22 protein-coding genes are annotated in these 19,554 nt (G+C 55.2%); 1 reads left to right on the top strand and 21 read right to left on the bottom strand.

Going from position 1 to position 19,554, the window contains the following annotated elements; all coding sequences use genetic code 11:
• Positions 1-21: 21 nt before the first annotated feature.
• The 10 genes from PCAR_RS11105 to PCAR_RS17895 form a co-directional block, all read right to left on the bottom strand.
• On the bottom strand, positions 22-468 hold the full coding sequence (locus PCAR_RS11105) for a universal stress protein (protein ID WP_011341767.1): 447 nt from the start codon (positions 466-468) through the stop codon (positions 22-24).
• A 19-nt stretch (positions 469-487) separates the two neighbouring features.
• Positions 488-877 carry a response regulator gene (locus PCAR_RS11110; protein ID WP_011341768.1) on the bottom strand — a complete coding sequence of 130 codons (390 nt, stop codon included), beginning with the start codon at positions 875-877 and terminating at the stop codon, positions 488-490.
• Positions 878-1,027: 150 nt separating this feature from the next.
• Positions 1,028-1,849 (bottom strand): purine-nucleoside phosphorylase, encoded by an 822-nt coding sequence (locus PCAR_RS11115; RefSeq protein WP_011341769.1) that lies wholly within the window; start codon positions 1,847-1,849, stop codon positions 1,028-1,030.
• Between the two features lies 1 nt (position 1,850).
• Positions 1,851-2,786, bottom strand: coding sequence for a helix-turn-helix domain-containing protein (locus tag PCAR_RS17885; protein WP_011341770.1), 936 nt, complete (start codon positions 2,784-2,786; stop codon positions 1,851-1,853).
• A 12-nt stretch (positions 2,787-2,798) separates the two neighbouring features.
• Positions 2,799-3,566 (bottom strand): tetratricopeptide repeat protein, encoded by a 768-nt coding sequence (locus tag PCAR_RS17890; RefSeq protein WP_011341771.1) that lies wholly within the window; start codon positions 3,564-3,566, stop codon positions 2,799-2,801.
• A 39-nt stretch (positions 3,567-3,605) separates the two neighbouring features.
• Positions 3,606-4,469 (bottom strand): S-methyl-5'-thioadenosine phosphorylase, encoded by an 864-nt coding sequence (mtnP, locus tag PCAR_RS11130; RefSeq protein WP_011341772.1) that lies wholly within the window; start codon positions 4,467-4,469, stop codon positions 3,606-3,608.
• Entirely contained in the window at positions 4,466-5,569 is a 1,104-nt protein-coding gene (gene rlmN / locus PCAR_RS11135; protein WP_052643399.1) for a 23S rRNA (adenine(2503)-C(2))-methyltransferase RlmN, read from the bottom strand. The genes mtnP and rlmN overlap by 4 nt, the downstream gene beginning before the upstream one ends.
• Positions 5,570-5,689: 120 nt before the next feature.
• Positions 5,690-6,103: a nucleoside-diphosphate kinase gene (ndk, locus tag PCAR_RS11140; protein ID WP_011341774.1), complete on the bottom strand. Its 414-nt coding sequence runs from the start codon at positions 6,101-6,103 to the stop codon at positions 5,690-5,692.
• Between the two features lie 274 nt (positions 6,104-6,377).
• Entirely contained in the window at positions 6,378-6,755 is a 378-nt protein-coding gene (gene hisI, locus PCAR_RS11145) for a phosphoribosyl-AMP cyclohydrolase (RefSeq protein ID WP_011341775.1), read from the bottom strand.
• 162 nt (positions 6,756-6,917) lie between these two features.
• Positions 6,918-8,759, bottom strand: coding sequence for a PAS domain S-box protein (locus tag PCAR_RS17895; RefSeq protein WP_011341776.1), 1,842 nt, complete (start codon positions 8,757-8,759; stop codon positions 6,918-6,920).
• A 531-nt stretch (positions 8,760-9,290) separates the two neighbouring features.
• Between PCAR_RS17895 and PCAR_RS11160 the strand changes: the two genes are divergently transcribed.
• The gene (locus tag PCAR_RS11160) at positions 9,291-10,196 is read left to right on the top strand and encodes a L,D-transpeptidase family protein (protein WP_158447419.1); all 906 of its coding nucleotides are present in this window, start codon (positions 9,291-9,293) and stop codon (positions 10,194-10,196) included.
• 144 nt (positions 10,197-10,340) lie between these two features.
• On the opposite strand, the gene PCAR_RS11165 is transcribed toward PCAR_RS11160, so the two are convergent.
• The 11 genes from PCAR_RS11165 to PCAR_RS11215 all read right to left on the bottom strand — a co-directional run bounded on the left by PCAR_RS11165 (position 10,341) and on the right by PCAR_RS11215 (position 19,539).
• Positions 10,341-10,649 carry a hypothetical protein gene (locus PCAR_RS11165; RefSeq protein WP_041531359.1) on the bottom strand — a complete coding sequence of 103 codons (309 nt, stop codon included), beginning with the start codon at positions 10,647-10,649 and terminating at the stop codon, positions 10,341-10,343.
• A gap of 71 nt (positions 10,650-10,720) precedes the next feature.
• Positions 10,721-11,275, bottom strand: a complete 555-nt coding sequence (locus tag PCAR_RS11170) for a lipocalin family protein (protein ID WP_011341780.1) — start codon at positions 11,273-11,275, stop codon at positions 10,721-10,723.
• A 206-nt stretch (positions 11,276-11,481) separates the two neighbouring features.
• Positions 11,482-12,072 carry an XTP/dITP diphosphatase gene (locus PCAR_RS11175; protein WP_011341781.1) on the bottom strand — a complete coding sequence of 197 codons (591 nt, stop codon included), beginning with the start codon at positions 12,070-12,072 and terminating at the stop codon, positions 11,482-11,484.
• Between the two features lie 2 nt (positions 12,073-12,074).
• Positions 12,075-12,809, bottom strand: coding sequence for a ribonuclease PH (gene rph, locus PCAR_RS11180; RefSeq protein WP_011341782.1), 735 nt, complete (start codon positions 12,807-12,809; stop codon positions 12,075-12,077).
• Positions 12,806-13,885, bottom strand: a complete 1,080-nt coding sequence (locus PCAR_RS11185) for an N-acetylmuramoyl-L-alanine amidase family protein (protein ID WP_011341783.1) — start codon at positions 13,883-13,885, stop codon at positions 12,806-12,808. Before PCAR_RS11185 ends, rph begins: the two co-directional genes overlap by 4 nt.
• Before the next feature lie 74 nt (positions 13,886-13,959).
• The gene (locus PCAR_RS11190; protein WP_011341784.1) at positions 13,960-15,009 is read right to left on the bottom strand and encodes a DHH family phosphoesterase; all 1,050 of its coding nucleotides are present in this window, start codon (positions 15,007-15,009) and stop codon (positions 13,960-13,962) included.
• A gap of 24 nt (positions 15,010-15,033) precedes the next feature.
• Entirely contained in the window at positions 15,034-15,498 is a 465-nt protein-coding gene (locus tag PCAR_RS11195; RefSeq protein ID WP_011341785.1) for a TIGR00725 family protein, read from the bottom strand.
• 164 nt (positions 15,499-15,662) lie between these two features.
• Entirely contained in the window at positions 15,663-16,913 is a 1,251-nt protein-coding gene (locus PCAR_RS11200) for a tetratricopeptide repeat protein (RefSeq protein ID WP_011341786.1), read from the bottom strand.
• Positions 16,914-17,099: 186 nt separating this feature from the next.
• On the bottom strand, positions 17,100-18,272 hold the full coding sequence (locus tag PCAR_RS11205) for a tRNA-queuosine alpha-mannosyltransferase domain-containing protein (protein ID WP_011341787.1): 1,173 nt from the start codon (positions 18,270-18,272) through the stop codon (positions 17,100-17,102).
• Positions 18,273-18,315: 43 nt separating this feature from the next.
• Positions 18,316-18,843 carry an O-acetyl-ADP-ribose deacetylase gene (locus tag PCAR_RS11210; RefSeq protein ID WP_011341788.1) on the bottom strand — a complete coding sequence of 176 codons (528 nt, stop codon included), beginning with the start codon at positions 18,841-18,843 and terminating at the stop codon, positions 18,316-18,318.
• A gap of 30 nt (positions 18,844-18,873) precedes the next feature.
• Entirely contained in the window at positions 18,874-19,539 is a 666-nt protein-coding gene (locus tag PCAR_RS11215) for a DUF4388 domain-containing protein (RefSeq protein ID WP_011341789.1), read from the bottom strand.
• Positions 19,540-19,554: the final 15 nt, after the last annotated feature.

Raw genomic sequence — 19,554 nt, forward strand, 5'->3', positions numbered from 1 at the left:
AGACATGGATCAGTTTGAGATTCAGGCTGGAACACGCACGGTCATAACCGGTACCGGGGATTTGCGCACCACCTTCTCGGCGGTACTTCCGAACAAGACATGATCCAGACCGGAACGGCCCTGAGTCCCCATAATGATGAGATCGGCGGGTAGCTCCATGGCTTTTTTGATAATCTCATCGTAAGGGATGCCAGGGACAATAAAGGTCTGGTAGTTTTCATAATCGGCGATGTGCATACGGCAAAACTTTTCCATCATCTTGCGAGCACCTTCTTCTATTTCCTCTTCCAGGGATTCGAAAGAAATATGCGGCACGTAAAATCCACGCAAGTCGACCGGTTCGTTAATGACATGGACTATAACCAGCAGGGATTCATATTTGCGGGCCATCGCCAGCGCATATTCGAACGCATACTCGGAATTTTCCGAAAAATCAGTTGCAAACAATACCGTCTTGAAATCTTTCATTGCCACTCCCCGAAACAGATCAGTTAGCGTTGACTGGCCGCTCCTCGGTCAGCATCTTATGCATGATAAATTTGAGTTCATCCACCTTTACAGGCTTATGGATGTATTCAAAAGCACCCAGCTGGATTGCTTCAAGATACGATTCGACCCCGCCATAAGCGGTTACCATGATCACCCTGGTACTGGGATAACGTCGATTAAGTTCGCGAAGAAAGGAAAGCCCGTTCATCTCCGGCATCTTAAGATCGCTGATCACGACATTGACCTTATGCATGCGCAAAAACTCGAGAGCCTCGAAGCCGTTAGCCACACTATCTACCTGATAGCCTTCATTCTGCAGAATAGCCCGAAGAGCAATGCGGGCATTTTCTTCATCGTCCACTACCAGAATCTTTTCCCGATTCTGCACTGCTGACACCCCCTTCCCTGATTTGCCTAAAGCATACCACCGGGTCGTGGACTGTCAAGCCGCTGCAAAATCATCAAAAAATGTGTTTTTTCCTTAATTTCAGCATGTTACAGATTCTAACCACAGGAAAGCATTGCGCTTGTCGCAGGTTTAAAACCAGCCCAGGCAAAGGGAAGCGACCAACACGGAAAGGTTTTTTGCAGTATTGCTGCCGGAGGCGAGTACCTCGTCATGACAAAGACGCTTTGTGCCAAGGCCGGCGGCACGATTGGTGACAGAGCTGAGTCCGACAACCTCAAGGCCAAGGGCCCCGGCCATAATGGCTTCAGGAATCAATGACATGGAAACGGCATCGGCACCCATCTGCCTGAGAGCACGCACTTCCGCCGGAGTTTCGTAGGAGGGTCCCGGTACCGCTGCCAAAACCCCCTGTTGCACATGGATATTATGGGACAGCGCTTCGGTACGCAGAGACTTGAAAAGATCCGTACGATAAAGCCTGGATAAATCGACGAAAGTATCGCCGCACATCCCGCGTAAAGGATTGTCGCCCAGCACATTAATATGATCGGCGACGAACATGAAACATCCGGCATCCAAGTCGGGGTGAATACCGCCAACGGCGTTGGTCAGCAACAACCGCCGACAACCCAGAGCATGCGCCAGTCGCACGGGCACGGCCGTCTGCCAGGCGGTCAATCCCTGATACAGATGAAAGCGTCCCTGAAAGATCAGTACCCGGCGGCCATGCAGAGTGCCGGCCAGCAACCGGCCGGCGTGTCCGGCCACGGCAACGGCCGGAAAGCAGGAAAAATCCCTGTACTCCCAGACTTTTACATCCTCCACTGCGTCAGCGACCTGCCCCAGGCCCGATCCGAGGATCAAAGCCAGATCGAAAGGGGCCATCCCGCATCGGGCATGCACCTCTTCCACGATGGGGCCCAGATTTTCTTCGGTCAAAACGCTTCCCATGTCAATGTTCCCCGGCGCGATGTGCGGACATGGCCGTCGACGCCACCGTTGCCGGGGGCTGTCGGAGGATCACCACGCAGGTATCGGGCAAACTCACTTCACGACCGTCCAGCCATGCCTGCACGCCGCCGGGAATACTGACCCGGATTTCCGCAAAATCATGGACGGTCCATTCGACGCGCGTGCCTGGTTGCATATCGTAGTTCTGCAGAGGCCGCCGATCAGCCTCTATTTCCACCCAGCCGCTTCCTTTGGAGGCGATGCGAAACACCGCCCCGCCTGCGGGCAGAGGGAAAATCAGCGCATCTTCGGACGCTTCGCTGGTTTCGACGGGGACATCTGCATCCTGCACCGGGGCGGAAGCTTCAGATGCGGAGGGTGGCGAACTCTGCGGCTCAGGTGCCGCATCGGATTTCATCGAAGATTGCGAGGCAGAAATCCCCGCCGCTGGTTCACTGGCGGGCAAGGCTGGCGTTGCGGATTCTTTGGATACAGGAATCCACGTTTCGCGGTTTTCCACGTAAAACAGCCAGCCGGCAACCAAAATGGCACCCAGGGCAATCAACAGCCAAATCGGGAATCCCGGGCGCTTCTTCCCGGCCGGCTCCAGCTCGGTGCCGGAGTTTTCAGGGGTAGGAAGCTGCGACAGGGGCTGGGCGACAGACTGCGCGGCACCGCGAAACTCCTTCAGCGCCTGCTCGGCATCGAGCCCCAGCAATGTTGCATATTGACGCAAAAAACCAACGGCATAGGCGGCTGCGGGCAACGCCTCGTAATCATCGTCCTCGAATGACCGCAGATAAGCCGAACGGATGCGGGTACGTTCTGCCACAGCCTGCAGACTCAACCCCATGGCCTCACGTCGCTCTTGCAGTTGCTTTCCCAGGCTGGCAACCGGCACTTCGGCGGGACTGTCCTCTGTTGATGTGTCATGCATAGCGTTCACGTCTCACTGTAACATGTCAAGATAATCGCCGGCCCTGATGCCCATCTCCGATTCAGGTATCAACTCCCGGACTTTAAGAAAAGCCTGGCGAGCCGGATCCATCTGGCCATTTTTCATATAAGCCATCCCCATATAAAAATGCAGACGCCCATATTCTGGAGCCAACAGCAGAGCTTTCTTATATTCAATCAACCCGCGATCGACCTGGCCAAGAGTGGTCAAAACTTCTCCGAGGCGAAGATACGCTTCGATATACCTCGGATTTTTACTCAAGGCTTCCCGATAGGAGGCTATGGACTGTTGATGTTCCTGCTTCATAAAATACGCCATTCCGATACCGGTCAGGGGAATTTCGGGTTGAGGGAACAGCAGATTGGTGGCAGCCTTATTCAGGTGAAGCAGGGCATCATCGGGCCGTTGCATATCCAGGTAGAGCGCTCCGAGATTATTGAAATACCGCGGTTCATCCGGACGTAGTTCAATGGCCCGTAAATAATGCTTTTCCGCTTCCGCAAAAGCCCCCTTGCGCTGATACGCCTGGGCCAGACCTTCCTGGATGTCGGAATCGTTCTTATCGAACTTTTCCGCTTCAAGAAATTTGGCCAGCGCCATGGTCGGGTTATTGTTTTTGAGTTCGGCCACACCAAGGGTGTATTGTACCTTGGCGTTTTGCGTCGCCTTCGTACGGGATCCGCTGGAAGGCGTACACCCGGACACAACCAGCGCCAGCGCCATCAAGCACCACCCTGCACACGCCATCTTTTGAACCATGGGCACCTCCACCTCAACGCAACTGAGGACAGAAAATAATCAAAGATATTTACCGATAAGTAAATCCAACTTTTCGCGGGTATCGGCAGCGATCGCGTCCGGCGCGGTCATGATGGCATACCGCAAAGCTTCACCGCAGGAACAACCGGGACGGGAAACCAGGCTGCCGACCGCTTCCCGAATAATCCGCCGCGCCGTGGCCACATTTTTTTGAATGATGGCTATCACGGCATCGACGGACACATCGTCATGCCCCTCATGCCAGCAATCGTAATCCGTGGCTAGAGCCACTGTGCCATAACAGATTTCGGCCTCACGGGCCAGCCGCGCCTCGGGGATGTTGGTCATGCCGATGATATCGACCCCCCAACTGCGATAGATTTTCGATTCAGCACGGGTGGAGAAATTGGGGCCTTCGATACACAGGTAGGTTCCGCCTTCGTGAACAGTGGCACCAACCGCGCGTGCTGAAGCTGCCAGTAGCCGGGAAAGATCCGGACATACAGGATCGGCAAACTGCACATGCCCGACAATGCCGTCACCAAAAAATGACCCGTTGCGCTTGCCCTGAGTGCGATCGAAGAATTGATCGGGGATGACGATATGCCCGGGAACGATCTGTTCGCGCATACTGCCGACCGCCGAAACAGAGATGATCCTGTCCACGCCCAGCTGCTTCATGCCGTGGATATTGGCCCGGTAGGGTACTTCCGAAGGCAGCAGTCGATGGCCTCGTCCGTGCCTGGGCAGGAAAACCATCTTGACACCGTCGAGCACGCCGGTCACAAAGACATCGGACGGAGCGCCAAAGGGCGTATCGAGACTTACCTCGCAAACATCCGTCAATCCTTCCATATCGTACAGACCGCTGCCACCAATAACCCCTACGATCGGCTGTTTCATAAATGCTTACCTTTCCCCTGAGAGCGATCAGGACGGGCAGAGTTTCTTTCGGACTCCTGCGCTGGCGGTGATACGGTCAATTTTCCCTTAAGCTGACCGCACGCGGCGGAGATATCCTGGCCTTTGCTGGCCCGACGGATGGCAACCATGCCATGATCGAGCAGATAGCCCTGAAACCTGGAGATGCGTTCCTCCGTTGGCGCCCTGAACTCTGAGGCACTATGTTCATTAAATGGGATGATATTGACTTTGGCTTTGATCCCGTGCAGCAGTTTCACCAACCGGCGCGCGTCCTGGTCGGAGTCGTTGACATCCCGGATCAGAATGTATTCAAAGGTAATACGCTTTTTGGCATGCAGAGGATACTGCCGACAGGCAGCCATAAGCTGTTGCAGGGGATAGCGTTGATTGACGGGCATGAGCCGGTTGCGGACCTCGTCGGTGGTGGCATTGAGCGACACCGCCAGGTTGACGCGCACCCGTTTTCCCAGCTCCTGCATCTGCGGCACCAGGCCGGCCGTCGAAAGGGTAACCTTGCGGGGACTGTAATCGAGCCCCTGCGGCATATAAAGAATCTGCAAGGCCTTGACCACATTGTCAAGATTATGCAGCGGCTCCCCCATCCCCATAAGCACGATATTGTTCACCGGACCGTCCGCCAGGGCGGCACAAACCTGATTGACGATCTCCCCAGGGGTAAGATTACGCACCAGTCCGAAACTTCCGGTATGGCAAAAAACGCAGCCCATGGCACAGCCGACCTGGGTGGAGATGCACAGGGTGGCCCGATTATCGTCCATGGGAATTCGAACGGATTCGATGGTTTCGCCGTCTTCAAGGCGGAACAGATACTTGCGGGTACCGTCGCGACTATCTTCCGTCGCTTCCGGAGTCAGACGGGAGATGCGCGCGCGTTGATGCAATTCGGCCCGCAGGACTTTGGACAAATCGCTCATGGCGTCGAAATCGTCGACCAGGCGATGGTACATCCAGCGCATAACCTGGCCGGCACGAAAACGCTCTTTGCCCATGCCGGCCAGAAATTCCGTTAATTCTTCCAGCGTAAAATTTTTCAGGTCGATTCGTGTGTCTTGATCCATCGATACATCCATGCGGCGGTTCAACCCCGTAAGATTCTTTGTAAAAAAGCCCTCCGATTGTATCCGAAGGGCTTTCAGGGCACAAGGCCCAATCTAATTCAGGTTAAACATGGGACACGATCAGAGCAAATCCAGTCCCGCGAAGAAATACCCCACCTCGAACGCTGCAGTCTCCGGAGCATCGGATCCGTGCACCGCATTGCGGCCGAGAGAGGTTCCGAATTCCTTGCGCAGCGTACCGGCCGCAGCATCGGCAGGATTGGTCGCCCCCATAAGATCTCGCCATTTGCGGATGGCTCCATCGGCCTCCAGCACCATGACAACACAGGGACCGCTGCTCATGAATCCTTTGAGATCATCAAAAAAAGGCTTCCCCTCATGCACGTAATAGAAGCCGGCGGCCTGCTTTTCGCTCAGGGCCAGCTTTTTCATACCGATCACACGAAAACCTTCTTCGTAAATACGTGCCAGAATACCTCCGGCATGACCGGCGGCGAACGCATCGGGTTTGATAATTGCCAGGGTTCTCTCCATAAAATTCTCCATTCCATGCGGCTCAACGCGGCACAAAGACGCCGCTTCCGCTCATTTTCACCGGCAGGGCGACATCCATTCTCCGTCACCCTGCGTATTCGGTTTTTCGTTAGCAAACAAACATCAAAAGTATTCGGCCATGTCCCGTACTCTGCTTGCCATATGGCCGGGGAACGATACAGCGCACTGCTTTTTCGTGCAACAGCGTTTAACCAATCCCCGCTCAGAAAACAGGACGAAAAGACCATCAATATAACCGGGTAATGCTACCCGGTTATTTTTTATAGACTTCATCCGGATCGAATAAAGGTTCGGAGTGCTCCACCCAGGCGCCATCTTCCCAACGCACGTAAAAACAGCTGCGATTACCCGTATGGCAGGCAGCCCCACCATTCTGTTTGACTTTGATGACCAGGGCATCGGCATCGCAATCGGTATACACTTCCTGTACTTCCTGAGTATTACCGGATTGTTCACCCTTCATCCAATGTTTATTACGGCTGCGACTGAAAAGCCAGGTTTTCCCCGTCTCCAGAGTCAGCTTCAGGGCTTTTTCGTCGATAAATGCCACCATCAGCACTTCGTTGGTTTGATAATCCTGTATAATGGCCGGCACCAGACCGCCCATTTTTTCAAAATCGATTTGTATCATGAATCCTCCGATTTCCTTGACCATTCGAGGTACACGGGCAAAACCCAACCTTTAATACAACGCAGGAAACCGGGGTGTCAACGAATTCCCCGAAAAAACCTCTCCCTGTCGCACCGGATCAGACATGCGGCAGCCAAACACGCGCAGCATCATTCATCAACGTCAACCGAACAACGGTAACTTAAGATAGAAGCAGCTGCCCTGCCCGGGAACGCTGTCCAACCATATGCGGCCATTGTGCGCTTTGATAATTTCCTGCACAAGCGAGAGCCCCAATCCGCTACCGCGCATACCGTGATCCCCGGCGGGTACCCGGAAGAATCGGTCGAATATGGTAGCCTGGTGTTCATTCGGGATCCCCACGCCCTGGTCCTTGACGAAAAGCACCGCAGCATCGTCGGCTCGTCGGGCCCCCAGAAGAATCTCCTGATCCTCCGACGAATATTTAATGGCATTGGACAACAAGTTATACAGTGCCCGATAAAGCTGGTTTTCATCACCACGCACCGGCGGCAAATCCTCCGGGCACTGAATCCGGATGCGGTCTCGACCGCGAGCCGAAGAAAACATATTGGAAACACCGTGCAACAGGGGCAACACTTCGACAGGGTGAATGGCGCCGACCCCGTGCCCGGCACGCAGCCTTTGCAGGTTGAGATGATTTTCCACCAGTTCTTTCAGCCGTTCGCTTTGCTGCTGGATGATACTCAGATAATCCTTCTGCCGTTCCGGCCTGTCATTCGATTTCAAAAGATAGTCGGTAAACCCCATGATGGCCGTCAGGGGCGTACGCATTTCATGGCTGACGGACGACAACATGTCATCCTTAAGCTCTTCGATTCGCTGGCGTTCGCTGACATCCCGGAAAAAACCTGCAAACACCTGCCGTTTCTGCCAACTGAAAGATCCGACCGACACCTCGACATCGACGCGGGTGCCGTCTTTTCGACGATGACTGACCAAGGGGAAATGACGCAGCGTGCCGCTGATAATCTGTTGCATGCGCAACCGGCTTTGCTCCGGTTCTTCGCTCAAATCCAACACGTCCAAAGCGAGAAACTCGTCACGCGTATAGCCGTACAGATCGAGCGCTGCGCCATTGACATCGACAATGCGTAAAGATCCGGCATCAAAAATAACAATGGCATCCGAACAGGAGGAAAACAACAGACGGTACTTTTCCTCCGACTCCTGCACTTCCTGTTCGGCCTTCTTTTGTTCAGTTACATCGACAAACGAGGCCATGTAACAATGCGGATGCCCGCCGGAATCTTCGACCACATGGGCGGAAACCTCGAAATATGCCAAAAGGCCATCCGGACGCAAAGCCGCGACCTCTCCGCTCCATTCGCCGAATTTCTGCAAATTGCGTAAAACCACTCGGGCCTTTTTGGGGTTTTTCCACAGGGTGCCGACCTGCCGCCCGATAGCCGTTTCCGGTTTGTCAATGCCCATCATCCTGACAAACGACCGGTTGACATACGACAAACACCCCTCGAGATCGGTAAAAGCGATCGCGTTTATTGATGAATCGATGGCCCTGCGCGCCAGGTCAAGGTCGTTCAGATGTTTTTTGGTATCGGATATATTCTGCAGATATCCGACGATATGACAGACATCGTTTGCCCCGCGGCAACAGACATAACTGTAGTCCTGCACCCACACATAATGGCCGTCGCGATGCTGCACACGGTATTCGAGCTGCGTTGGTTGCCCGGAACGCAGCGTCCGATGCATTTCCTTGAAAGCATGGGTACGGTCCTCCGGATGAATATGCACAAGCCAACTTTGGATATCGCTGCCCATCTCCTCCCTGGTAATGCCGAACATTCTCCAGCACTGATCAGACCAGTCAAGTCGTCCCCCGGGATGATTCAATTCGTAGACGACCCCGCCGAACGCCTCGGCAAGAGCCTGATATTTTTTCAATGTGAGATCCGGAGGAACAATGGCACACCCATCATCCATCAAAGGAAATCCGTCTTCACAGCATGTCTGACTCACCTTTATTCTCCCTGGCAGGTGCCATGGCACCATCGACTGTCGACAAAGGGATAGGTACGAACCCGGGTACAGGGCAATAATGCCCTACAAGTCTCTGCCATCTGGCCACCTGCATCATGGATCGCTGAAAGTTCCCGCGCGTTACCTACGCTGCATTGTGCGTGGAAAACGGAAATTGAGGAAAAGCCCGCAGGAAGGGAAAATCTTCTGAAAACCAGAATCGGGGGAAAGTGGCCCTCTCAAAATCGCATGGCATACATGCGGCTGCAAGTTATGCATACACCGCGTAAAACGGACTGCCGGCCTGGCCAACGTCAGATACCTGAAAGACAGACAAGCCGCGATCAACCGTCAACACCATCACCAACGCTCGACAATCTTGCAATTCTAACAGAAAAAAACTTTTTTTCCGGATCGGCGAAAAATTTTTTGCATTTTTAACGACCGAATCCGAATCCATGCCCAAAGTTTTTGAAAAACAAAGAAAGGGAAACCTTCATAAAAAAACCTGTTTGGAGTAGAATCATGCTCATGAAAAATTTTATCATTTACCTATGCGCCCTGGCCTGGATATCTTTCGGCAACGCCTGGGCCTGGTATCCCCAGCGCCTTGAGCAAAGCCTGCTGCCTCAAACGGACTATCCAGCCCTCATGGGCGAGCACCGTGCTTACAAGATAGGCGTGGGAGAAACCCTGATCGAGATTGCGCGCCAGGCAGGTCTGGGATACCTCGCACTTTGCCGTGCGAATCCCGACACCGACCCCTGGCTCCCCCCTGCCGGCGACAAGATAATCCTGCCTTATGCCTTTTTACTGCCCACCGATATAAAACCCGGCATCACTATTAATCTGGCGGAATTCAGGCTCTATTATGTCTGGCAGGAACAAAACAGGTTGAGGGTACGCGTCTACCCCGTCGGCATCGGAAGTTCCGGGTGGGATACCCCCCAGGGGGAGTTCGAAATCACCGAAAAAATCGTGCATCCCGTATGGTACGCCCCGGCCTCCATTCGAAAGGAAAACCCCCGACTTGCGGCCCGGATTCCTGCGGGCCCCGACAACCCCCTGGGAGAGTACTGGCTGGGGCTTTCCGCGCGGGGGTACGGCATTCATGGTACCAGCAAGCCCTATGGTGTCGGTCGCCGTATCAGCCATGGCTGTCTGCGTCTTTACCCGGCGGATATCAGAGACCTTTTCGCCCGCGTAAAACCCGGAACAACGGTTCGCATCATCCGACAACCGGTCAAAACCGGCTTAAAAGACGGCAAACTGCTGTTGGAAGTCCATCGCCCGGACGACGCGGATACCGACTCTTTACTGCTGGCATTCAAGCAACAGGTTACCCAACTCCCCTGGCAAGGGGTCATAAATATGCAAACAGTCGAAAAAGAAATAGCCCATGGCCGGGGCATCGCCACCATTGTATCGGACGACTGAATCACCCTCGCCTTTATTCCTGAGCTTCCCCCCCCCACAAACCACCGGGAACCGCTGCTTATCGCCCCCATGAAAATCCTCCCGCGCATATAAAAAAAGCCCTGCAGTTGAAATTGCAGGGCTCCCATAACACCAAAAAACCGATTATTTTTGCTGACACATTTCGAAGGCACGTTGGGCCTTTTCGGCGCTGGCCTGAGCATCGGCAGCACTTTGTTCGGCCTGGCCCGCAGCGGCTTCAGCACGCTGTGCTGCATCTTCGGCACGCATGGCTGCATCACTCGCCAAGCCTGCAGAAGCCTGGGCCTTCTGGGCATAGTCGGCAGCCATCTGACCGGACTGCAGGGCCTGATCGAGCATTTCACGATCGGTTGCGCTGAGCTGCGCTGAACATCCGCTTAAAACCAGTACCGATAATGCGGCGCCACCCAGCATCATTTGCCATTTTCCCATGGTTATACCTCCTTTTGGTTATAGTGGTTAATTAAGCAGGAACAACCGAATTTGTCAATCATGGAGACGGTCTATTTCCCCTGATCCGCAAAAACAAGACGCTCCGGTTCGTACCCCTGCTCAACGATCAACGATAGAATTTTCTGCAACACGCCCTGGTCAAGAACCGGTTGGCGCGCCAGTATCCATAAGTATTTGCGCTGCGGATGTCCGACCACTGCCCAAGTATAATCTTCGGACAACGCGATAATCCAGTAGTGGCCATAAAACGGCCAGAAAAAGGTAACCTTCAGTTCCGCAGGATTCAACGGATCGGGCACCTTGGCGTAACCTTTAATCTCGCGAATGCGACCGCCGTCAGTGATATCCCGGCAGCGATTCACCACCTCAAGACCGCCGTCATCAAGCACCCTGTAAATCGCCATTGCTCCCGCGCAGTTTTTTTCGAAGCGATTGGGATAACGGGCAATTTCGTACCAGATCCCAGCATAACGCGCCAGATCGATACGCGAAACCGCACGAGGTGCGTTCTCCGGCCTGCCGCAGGCACTGCAAGACAGCAACAGGAACAGAGCCGAAAGCCAGCGTATTGCCACTACAGAAATTTCACGTAGAGAACAAGCCATGACCTGTAGAATTATGCAGCATAATACCGGGCATGCAACCACAGACAGAGAAATGTTTCCGAATAAAAAAACTTAACCGAAGGAATACGGAAAGAAAGGAAGCGCGGTCAGTCCGAGTGACAGTGAACCTGTCAGGACGGACATCACCGAAAAGGAAAAAGACAACCGACGAAAAACTGAAAGCCCACCGGTACGGCACCGGGACATCAACCCGGGGAATGCAAATAGGCGACAAGACGCTTAAGGGCCTGTCCACGGTGACTTATGCGATTTTTGATATCGAGAGGCAACTCGGCAAGGGTACGGCCGTATTCGGGAACCAGGAAAAGAGGGTCGTAACCGAAGCCACCCTCGCCCCTGCCCCGGGTCAGAATGACGCCATCCAGGCGGCCATCAAACAATTGGCAATCGCCCTCCGGCGTGCACAGAGCCATGACACAATGAAATGCTGCCTGTCGCTGTCCCTCCGGCACAGAAGCCATATCTTCGAGAAGCTTGCGGTTATTGTCGCTATCCAAAGCCTCCTCACCCGCATAACGGGCAGAGTAGATGCCCGGCTTTCCGCCAAGGGCCTCAACCGCCAGGCCGGAATCATCAGCTACAGTCAAACAGCCGGTAAGCCGCGCCATGGTCGCGGCTTTTTTACGCGCATTGGCAGCGAAAGTCGCGCCATCCTCAACCACATCGGGAAGATCGCCATAAGCGTCAAGCCCCTTGACGACGATATCGGTGTCGGCAAGCAACCGCTCGATTTCCCGCAATTTCCCTTTGTTGCGCGTCGCTACCAGCATCTCCATGGTTATGCCTCCAGGGCCCGCAATTGCAAGCGATGCAAATCACGACAACCCGCCAGGGCCAGATTGCGCAGATCGTCCAACTCTTCCATGCTGAAAGGGCGTTCTTCGGCGGTACCTTGCACCTCGACGAAATGCCCGGAACCGGTGATGACGAAATTCATATCTACAGCGGCCCGGAAATCTTCGGCATAATCGAGGTCGAGCAGCGGATGTCCGTCCACCAATCCGACACTGACGGCAGAGACGCTGTCGCGCAAGGGAGAATCGGACAGTTGGTTTTCACGCACGAGGCCATAGACGGCATCATGCAGAGCCACGTAAGCACCGGTTATGGCGGCAGTACGCGTGCCTCCATCGGCCTGCAGAACGTCGCAGTCGATGAGAATCGTGCGTTCCCCAAGCATTTCGAGGTCGCAAATCGCCCGCAACGACCGCCCGATGAGCCGCTGTATTTCACTGGTGCGGCCTCCGACTTTACCGCGGGTGGCCTCACGTGCAGACCGCACCTGGGTTGCGCGAGGCAACATGGAATATTCAGCGGTGATCCAACCTTGCCCCTGGCCGCGAAGAAAGGACGGTACGCCCTCTTCAACGGTCGCATTGCATAAAACGCGGGTTTCACCGAAAGACACCAATACCGAACCTTCGGCATAACGGGTAAAACCGCGGCTGAAATATATAGGACGCAACTCGGATGGGGTACGGCCATCGGCGCGCCGGGCTACGGAATCACTCACAGAACTTCCTCCTGCTTGGTTTCGACAAAAGAGTTAAGACCTTCGAACAAAGCCACGGCCAGGTCTTTCTGTCCCTGGGGCACGGATAAACGTGCCTGGTCGGAAACATGGCTCAAGTAGCCCATTTCCACCAGCACCGTTGGCAAATCACCCCGCCCCAACGGCAACAACGGAGCCCGCAGAATCCCGGCCACAGGCAACCCTGCCGCCTGCAGGGAGGATTTCAGTGCCTGGGCCAATTGCATGCTGTCATCGCGAGCGGAAACGGTTCCGGAGGCGACTTCCTCCCTGGGGCGCACAAAAAGAACAATGCCGTGGGGAAGAGTAGAGGGAGATGACTGGGCATGCAGAACCAGCAGCAGATCAGCACCGGAACGCGCGAGATTCTGCAACCGTTTCTCCCGCTGCAGGGAATAATCATCGTTACGGGTAAGAAAAACCGGCATATCGAGCCGCATCTTGATCTGTTTTTCGAGACCCTGAGCAACGGCCAGCGTGACGGCCTTTTCCTTGATGCCGTCGATCCCGATGACACCGGGATCCTCTCCGCCATGCCCGGGGTCGATGGCCACCGTAGTTTTGGTACGCTGGTCTTCGGCTTTTTCGGGTTCCCGCTGCAGCAGAAACGCAAATAGACGGTCAAGCTCCGTACCAGGGTTGGGATCCTGAATATTGTTGGGATCGAGATTGCGATACACCACGGGACGACTTACCAGAGCCGCCAGTTGATTCTGCAAAAAGTTTACGGAGATGCGCAGTCGACCATCGATAAATCGCGGCGGTTGACCAAGAGGAGTCATCTGGTCGCCCAAGCGAAGAAAATGACTGCCAGGCGAGATAACCGCCGTGCCTTTGGGCGATTGGATCTGATAAACATGCTTCACCGACTGCCAGCGTCCGGACAATCCCAGTACGGGCAAGACATCGTCAATGGCCAGATAGTCCATACCATCACGGTGATAGACCTCTTCAACCCGTTCGGCCGGCTGCCCTTCCACCGTGATTTCAACGGCGGCATGGACAGGGAGGACATATAACAAAAACAAAAGCATTAACGGAATAAAAAAACGGATCATGGTCTCCCCTTGATTCAAGCGGTTCCTTATACCTCAGCCCTTATTCGGTGTCAATGCAAGGACCAGCCAGGTCCTCACTCCGCCACCAGGGGCACACCGGGCGCGGGATAGTAGTGAAACGCCTGCAGCAATCGGTGAGTAAGGGTCTGTTCCAGGGAGGCAAGGGATTGCCGGCTGCCGTCGATACCGGGAATCTGCCCACCGGCGATCATACCGTGCCCTCCTGCCGTACCCAGATCGGCGACAACCGACTGCAGCATTTCGCCGGCATTCAGATCGTTGCGCAGGGTGCGGAAAGACAACGCCACACTGTCGCGGTAATGCCCCATCCCCAATACAACTTTGACCTCATCGACCCGCAGCAAAAAATCGGCCAGCTCGGCAACCATATCGGGCGTATCGATTTCATAAAGGTTGAACACCAGTATATCCTCGTAAATCATGGCGTTTTGAATCGCGTGACTGAAATGCGCGAAGTAAGCACGCGGCACCTCGGGATGGAGAATATCAAACAGGATACTGTTATTCACCAGCGGCAGAAGCTGCAGATAGGCGCGGCGGTCGGCCCGGATCCAGTCCCGGCCGAGATCCTGCGTCTCGGATTTTATGGCGTAAAAAAGAATCGTGGCAAGCTTGGTACCGAAGGAGACACCTTGAGCTTCCAGATATTCGTAAAGCATGGTGGCTGTAGCACCGTAATCATCGCGAACATCGACCCAGTGTACGTCCCGGCATGACTCCCTGGCAGGATGATGATCTATCACCAGATCGACCTTGCGCTCCACCGGAAAGGAATTGTTGCCCGTACCCGGTTGGCTGTCGACCATGCAAACCACCTGGAAACGATCAAGATCCAGGGAAGAAAGAGGCACCAGATCGATCTCGAGCTTCCGGACCATGACCCGGTTTTCCCCCCGCCCGATCATGCCACCGAAGGCGATGGTTGCGGGCTGTCCGGTCTTGACTGTAATCAGATGTTTAAGAGCCATCGCCGCCGCCAGGGAATCGGGGTCGGGATGATCGTGGGTAACGATCAATACGGCACCGCGCCCCCGCATCCAGCCCAGAAACTTCTCGGTAAACTCCAGCGTCCGATGTAAATCCACCGTCGTCTCAACAGTCATGGCACCCCTCGTTGTATACGCATATCATCCACCCATTCCGATGCCGCCCAATGCCCTTTCCACAGCCTCCGCGGGATTGGTCGCATAGATCACACCCGGCAGATCGGGCCAACTGTCAAGCGCCACCACCGGCTTGCCCAGCTTAAGGCCGATGGCCATCTCCGACAAGGTGCCGTACTCACCCTCCACGGCTATGAGGGCCTGGGCGGTATGCGCAATAATCACATTGCGGGCGTGTCCCAAATTGGTTGGTAGCGGCAGCGTCACCCAGGGATTGGCCGCGACGGCATCAGGGCCAGGGAGCAGCCCGAGGGTCTGGCCGCCAGCCTCACAAGCACCGCGGCAGGCGGCTTCCATGATGCCGCCAAGCCCGCCACACACAAGCACCGCATTGGCCTCGGCAATCAACCGCCCTACCTGGCGACCGGTCTCGTAACCGGCGGCAGCGACCGAAGCAGCGCCGATAACCCCGATAATCGGTTGTCGCATAAGACTCCCCTTGACAGCCGGAAAAACCCATACCCATCCACGCGACGTTGAAAAGCCTGGGTCAGCCCGCTGCCCGAATCATGCATCCGCCTTCGCGAACGACAACAATCGGCCTCACCCGGCAGTGCCCGAAACACCCTGGGCAGAACGCCAGCACGGTCCCTCTACAGCAAGTGAAATTTCTTGAACAGACGTTTGAACGATGGTGTTTCACGCACCGTATCAAAAGCCGTATCGGTCTGGGCCGCGCGTAATTTTTCCGGATCGCGGGCCGCGGCCTGATCCAGAGATTTGGCCGCCTTCCGAACCTGCCCCTGACGCGCATAGATACAGGCCATGCGATAGGCAATGTCCGCGTTCTCCCCCTGTTCGAGAACGGCATTGAAACATAATGCGGCCTCGTCCAGGCGACCCAGTTCCATCAATATCAAGCCTTTTTGACCAAGGGCTTTGCGATCATCCGGGAAATGGCCAAGACATTGTTCGACAGCTTGCAAAGCGCCCGTCAAATCCCCCTGACTTTTAAGCAACAGGCCACGACAGCAAGGGATTTCCGGATGCTCGGGGTCCAACTCTTCGGCTTTTTTCAGAGCCGCCCAGCCCTCTTGTTCCAGGCCCAGCTGATGAAGAACTTCTGCCTTTTGCAGAACGGCGTCGATATAGTTCGCATCGACGTTCAATATCTCATCCAGCTCTTGTAACGCTTCAAGCAAGCGCTGCTGCCCGCGCAGCGCCAAGGCCCGGTTGTATCGATAAAGGGTAGAATCCGGAGTGCGTTCAATGGCCGCTGAAAAAGCGGCGATGGCTTCCTCATCGTACCCCAATCCGATCAAAGCCAGCCCCTTGCCATTCAGAGCCGATGCACTGCCCGGATCCTGCAGCAAAACCGCATCGAAACTCTCCAGCGCCTCGCGATAGCGGCCCAGACGGTTCAGCGCACATCCCTGGTTGAAAAATACGTCGCCCGTTTCCGGCTGCCGCCGAATGGCTTCGCGGTACATGGCCAGAGCTTCCTCGCTCTGACCAAGGGCGTCGAGGACATTGCCCAGATTGATATAAATTTCCGGAAAATCGGGCTGCAATACCATAGCCCGACGTAAATGAGACAAGGCCTGCAGATAATCCTTACGCTTTTCCAGCAACGCTCCAAGATTATGATGCAAAGGGCCATGTGCCGGTTCCAGAAGCAAGGCCTTGCGGTACAACGTCAAAGCTTTCAGCTCATCCCCCAGGCCGGCGGCCGCCAGGGCACACAGGTGCATGGCATCCACATCGAGGGGGTGACTCTCCAGCCAGGTTTCACCAAGTTCCAACGCCTGATCCAGTTCCCCCTGTTGCAAGGCGCGTTGAGCCAACTCGGGCAGGTCGCGCTCCTCGTCGGGGAAAAACGGGAAATCGTTAAATTCATCGTTCATTGCCGCTCCGGTAGGTCTGGTTACCTGTGCAAATCATCCTGCGGTTGTTTACTGAAACATTTCTGGGGCTGCCCCAAAGTGTACCCGGTTAAACGCCATAGGAGCAACGGAACCGTTCCCCGGACAGCTGAAATGGCGCGGGGCACAGAAGCACGGCGCCGTTACCTTTAATTTTTTAACGGCTTATTATAGCAGGTTTTGCGCTCCAACGGCCCCCCTGCCGGCCATCGCCGTACCCCGGGCAGAGTGGGTTGCCAACGATTGCAGAACCCTGTCGTAACGCTTGGCCTGCCCGTGCCAGTCGTAATCCTGCACCCATTCACGGGGCCCCCTGTTATCAACCGGAACTGTCGACTCCGCCAGCAACACCCGCATACGCTGCAGCAGTTCCTCGATACCGTCGTACAGATGCCGGGAATGGTACTCGGCCGGCAGGTGTTCGGGATAGGCCAGACGCCGCGGAAGCAGGGGCCATGTCTGACAATACATGGCTTCGACCACACTGATGCCGAAAAAATCGTGAATGGAGGTCACCGGCAGAATATCAGCCCGCCATAACCAGCGGGCATACTCGGCAAAATCACGCGCATACCCGAAATGCACAATGCGCGATCCGAGACGTTGCCGGGCCTGTTGAAATATGGGCGGGGTCTCGGCAAACGACTCGCCGAGTACGACCACCTCAAAAGGCCAACCTTCATCAGCAAGTACGAATAGGGCCGCAAAAAATTCCTCGGGATTTTTATCGTACTCCCAGCGATGATTCCACAAAATAAGCGGCACGTCGGCAGGTTGGGCCGGCTGTTCCCGATGTTCGTCGAAACGCCGCAAATCCAGTCCCAGGGGCAAAACCTGGCTTTTTTCGCGAATCCGGTCAACATCATCCAGAGGACGGCAATCGGGGAAACGCTTCAGGAAACGCGGCAATGCCTCGAAAAAGGCCTCATGATGATAGCGGGAATTGAAAAACACTGCATCTGCGGCCAGGGCACTGGTAAAATTCATGAAAGCATAATGAGCATCCCGTTGTTTGCCGGGATCGCCATCGCGAGGAGACCAGGGATAGGTCAACTGATTTTCGTGAAAATAGAGAACGGAAGGCACACTACCGCAACGCTGGCGGACCAACCCTTGGAAACAGGCCAGATCAAGCATATCGGTGGCCAGCAGCATATCGGCGGAAGTCTCTTCGGAAAGCCATTGCCGGGCCAGCGTCACTGCGCCGCCATGCATGCGCCACTTCCAATGACGACCGGGCAACCCGAGCACCCGCACCTGATGGCTGCTGTACGCGGCATACTGTTGTGCCCAAGCGGCATGCGACCCGGCCAGGTACGGTTCCAGCAACAGAATATTCATCGAATTCTTCGTCTTTCGGGTCGCCACCTGAACGGAGATAAGGTCAGGACGTCACCTTACGCAGATACTCACGATAGATATGGAAAAAGTCCTCCGAAAAAAGGACGAACATCACCTTTTCCGGAAGATCGTTGTCATCGAGAAAGGCGCGCACCGTATCTACGGCAATGCGGCATCCCCGCTCGACGGGATAGCCATAGATACCGCAACTGATAGCCGGAAAGGCAACACTGGTCAGGCCATGCTGACGGGCCAGTTCGAGACTGGTGCGATAGCATGACGCCAGCAGTTTCGGATCATTGGGGCGACCGCGGTAAACCGGCCCGACCGTATGAATGACATGGCGCGCCGGGAGATCGTACCCGTCGGTGATTTTGGCATCGCCCGTCTCACAACCGTTAAGGCTTCGACACTCCTCCACCAGGCGAGGACCGGCGGCACGGTGTATGGCTCCGTCCACGCCGCCGCCGCCGAGCAAACTGCGATTGGCCGCATTGACGATGGCATCGACCTCCAAACGGGTTATGTCCCCTACGAGCAATTCGATTCGGCCAAATGTTTCACGCATCATGCCCTGCTCCTTTCGTCCCGGGTACACCTCCTACAAATCGACGTGGGCGGCACTCAACAATGCCTTGTCCCACAGCGTCACCAAATCGGTTTTGGCCAAAAGGTCGGGCAGGTCCTCTTCCGCCACCCCGGCGGAACGAATCACGTCGATGGTGGCTTCCGGTTGCCATGCTACGGACCGGGAGAGTTCCGCATCGGTCGCCAGCGTCGGAGAGCCGTCGTGGAAAAACCCCAGGAAACGACCCTCTCGCATCAGAATAATGGCGACGGCTTCCTTGGCCTGAACATGCAAACCGCCGCTGAACGCATCACGCTTCAGCAACGCGATCAAATGGGGAATATCGAGCAACTCACGCCGTTGCCCCTGGTAAAGCGGGTTACCTTCGATCAAATTATACATGTCCACGGCAAGACCGGGTTCCAAACGATAGATATTCAGCCGTGCCTGTCCCGAAAGCGAGTCCGAAAAGATACTCAGCAAGGCCTCTTCACCGGACTGCTCCGTACTGCCGGAACAGTAGCGGATCGTAGCGACCTGCCCGCGAAAAAAAAGCAGAATCCCGGATCCGACAGCAGCCGTCACATGCAAATATCCGGTAAAATGACCGTCGTGCAGTTTTCCCAGCACTTCCTGCCAATCTATACCTTTGGGATCGATCCCCTCTTTTACCGATTTACCTCGCGGCAATGCAATCATGAACCCTCCAAAAAA

This window comes from Syntrophotalea carbinolica DSM 2380 (genome assembly GCF_000012885.1).
In the GTDB taxonomy this organism is placed as follows: domain Bacteria; phylum Desulfobacterota; class Desulfuromonadia; order Desulfuromonadales; family Syntrophotaleaceae; genus Syntrophotalea; species Syntrophotalea carbinolica.

Coding starts and splice junctions, on each gene's coding strand:
- PCAR_RS11175 (WP_011341781.1), bottom strand. CDS start 12,072: ATGGAGATGCTGGTAGCGACGCGCAACAAAGGGAAATTGCGGGAAATC.
- PCAR_RS11195 (WP_011341785.1), bottom strand. CDS start 15,498: ATGCGACAACCGATTATCGGGGTTATCGGCGCTGCTTCGGTCGCTGCC.
- mtnP (WP_011341772.1), bottom strand. CDS start 4,469: ATGAAACAGCCGATCGTAGGGGTTATTGGTGGCAGCGGTCTGTACGAT.
- PCAR_RS11215 (WP_011341789.1), bottom strand. CDS start 19,539: ATGATTGCATTGCCGCGAGGTAAATCGGTAAAAGAGGGGATCGATCCC.
- PCAR_RS11105 (WP_011341767.1), bottom strand. CDS start 468: ATGAAAGATTTCAAGACGGTATTGTTTGCAACTGATTTTTCGGAAAAT.
- PCAR_RS11160 (WP_158447419.1), top strand. CDS start 9,291: ATGAAAAATTTTATCATTTACCTATGCGCCCTGGCCTGGATATCTTTC.
- PCAR_RS17890 (WP_011341771.1), bottom strand. CDS start 3,566: ATGGTTCAAAAGATGGCGTGTGCAGGGTGGTGCTTGATGGCGCTGGCG.
- PCAR_RS11190 (WP_011341784.1), bottom strand. CDS start 15,009: ATGACTGTTGAGACGACGGTGGATTTACATCGGACGCTGGAGTTTACC.
- PCAR_RS11170 (WP_011341780.1), bottom strand. CDS start 11,275: ATGGCTTGTTCTCTACGTGAAATTTCTGTAGTGGCAATACGCTGGCTT.
- hisI (WP_011341775.1), bottom strand. CDS start 6,755: ATGATACAAATCGATTTTGAAAAAATGGGCGGTCTGGTGCCGGCCATT.
- rlmN (WP_052643399.1), bottom strand. CDS start 5,569: ATGGATCAAGACACACGAATCGACCTGAAAAATTTTACGCTGGAAGAA.
- PCAR_RS11210 (WP_011341788.1), bottom strand. CDS start 18,843: ATGATGCGTGAAACATTTGGCCGAATCGAATTGCTCGTAGGGGACATA.
- PCAR_RS11165 (WP_041531359.1), bottom strand. CDS start 10,649: ATGGGAAAATGGCAAATGATGCTGGGTGGCGCCGCATTATCGGTACTG.
- PCAR_RS11200 (WP_011341786.1), bottom strand. CDS start 16,913: ATGAACGATGAATTTAACGATTTCCCGTTTTTCCCCGACGAGGAGCGC.
- PCAR_RS11185 (WP_011341783.1), bottom strand. CDS start 13,885: ATGATCCGTTTTTTTATTCCGTTAATGCTTTTGTTTTTGTTATATGTC.
- PCAR_RS11115 (WP_011341769.1), bottom strand. CDS start 1,849: ATGGGAAGCGTTTTGACCGAAGAAAATCTGGGCCCCATCGTGGAAGAG.
- PCAR_RS11205 (WP_011341787.1), bottom strand. CDS start 18,272: ATGAATATTCTGTTGCTGGAACCGTACCTGGCCGGGTCGCATGCCGCT.
- ndk (WP_011341774.1), bottom strand. CDS start 6,103: ATGGAGAGAACCCTGGCAATTATCAAACCCGATGCGTTCGCCGCCGGT.
- PCAR_RS17885 (WP_011341770.1), bottom strand. CDS start 2,786: ATGCATGACACATCAACAGAGGACAGTCCCGCCGAAGTGCCGGTTGCC.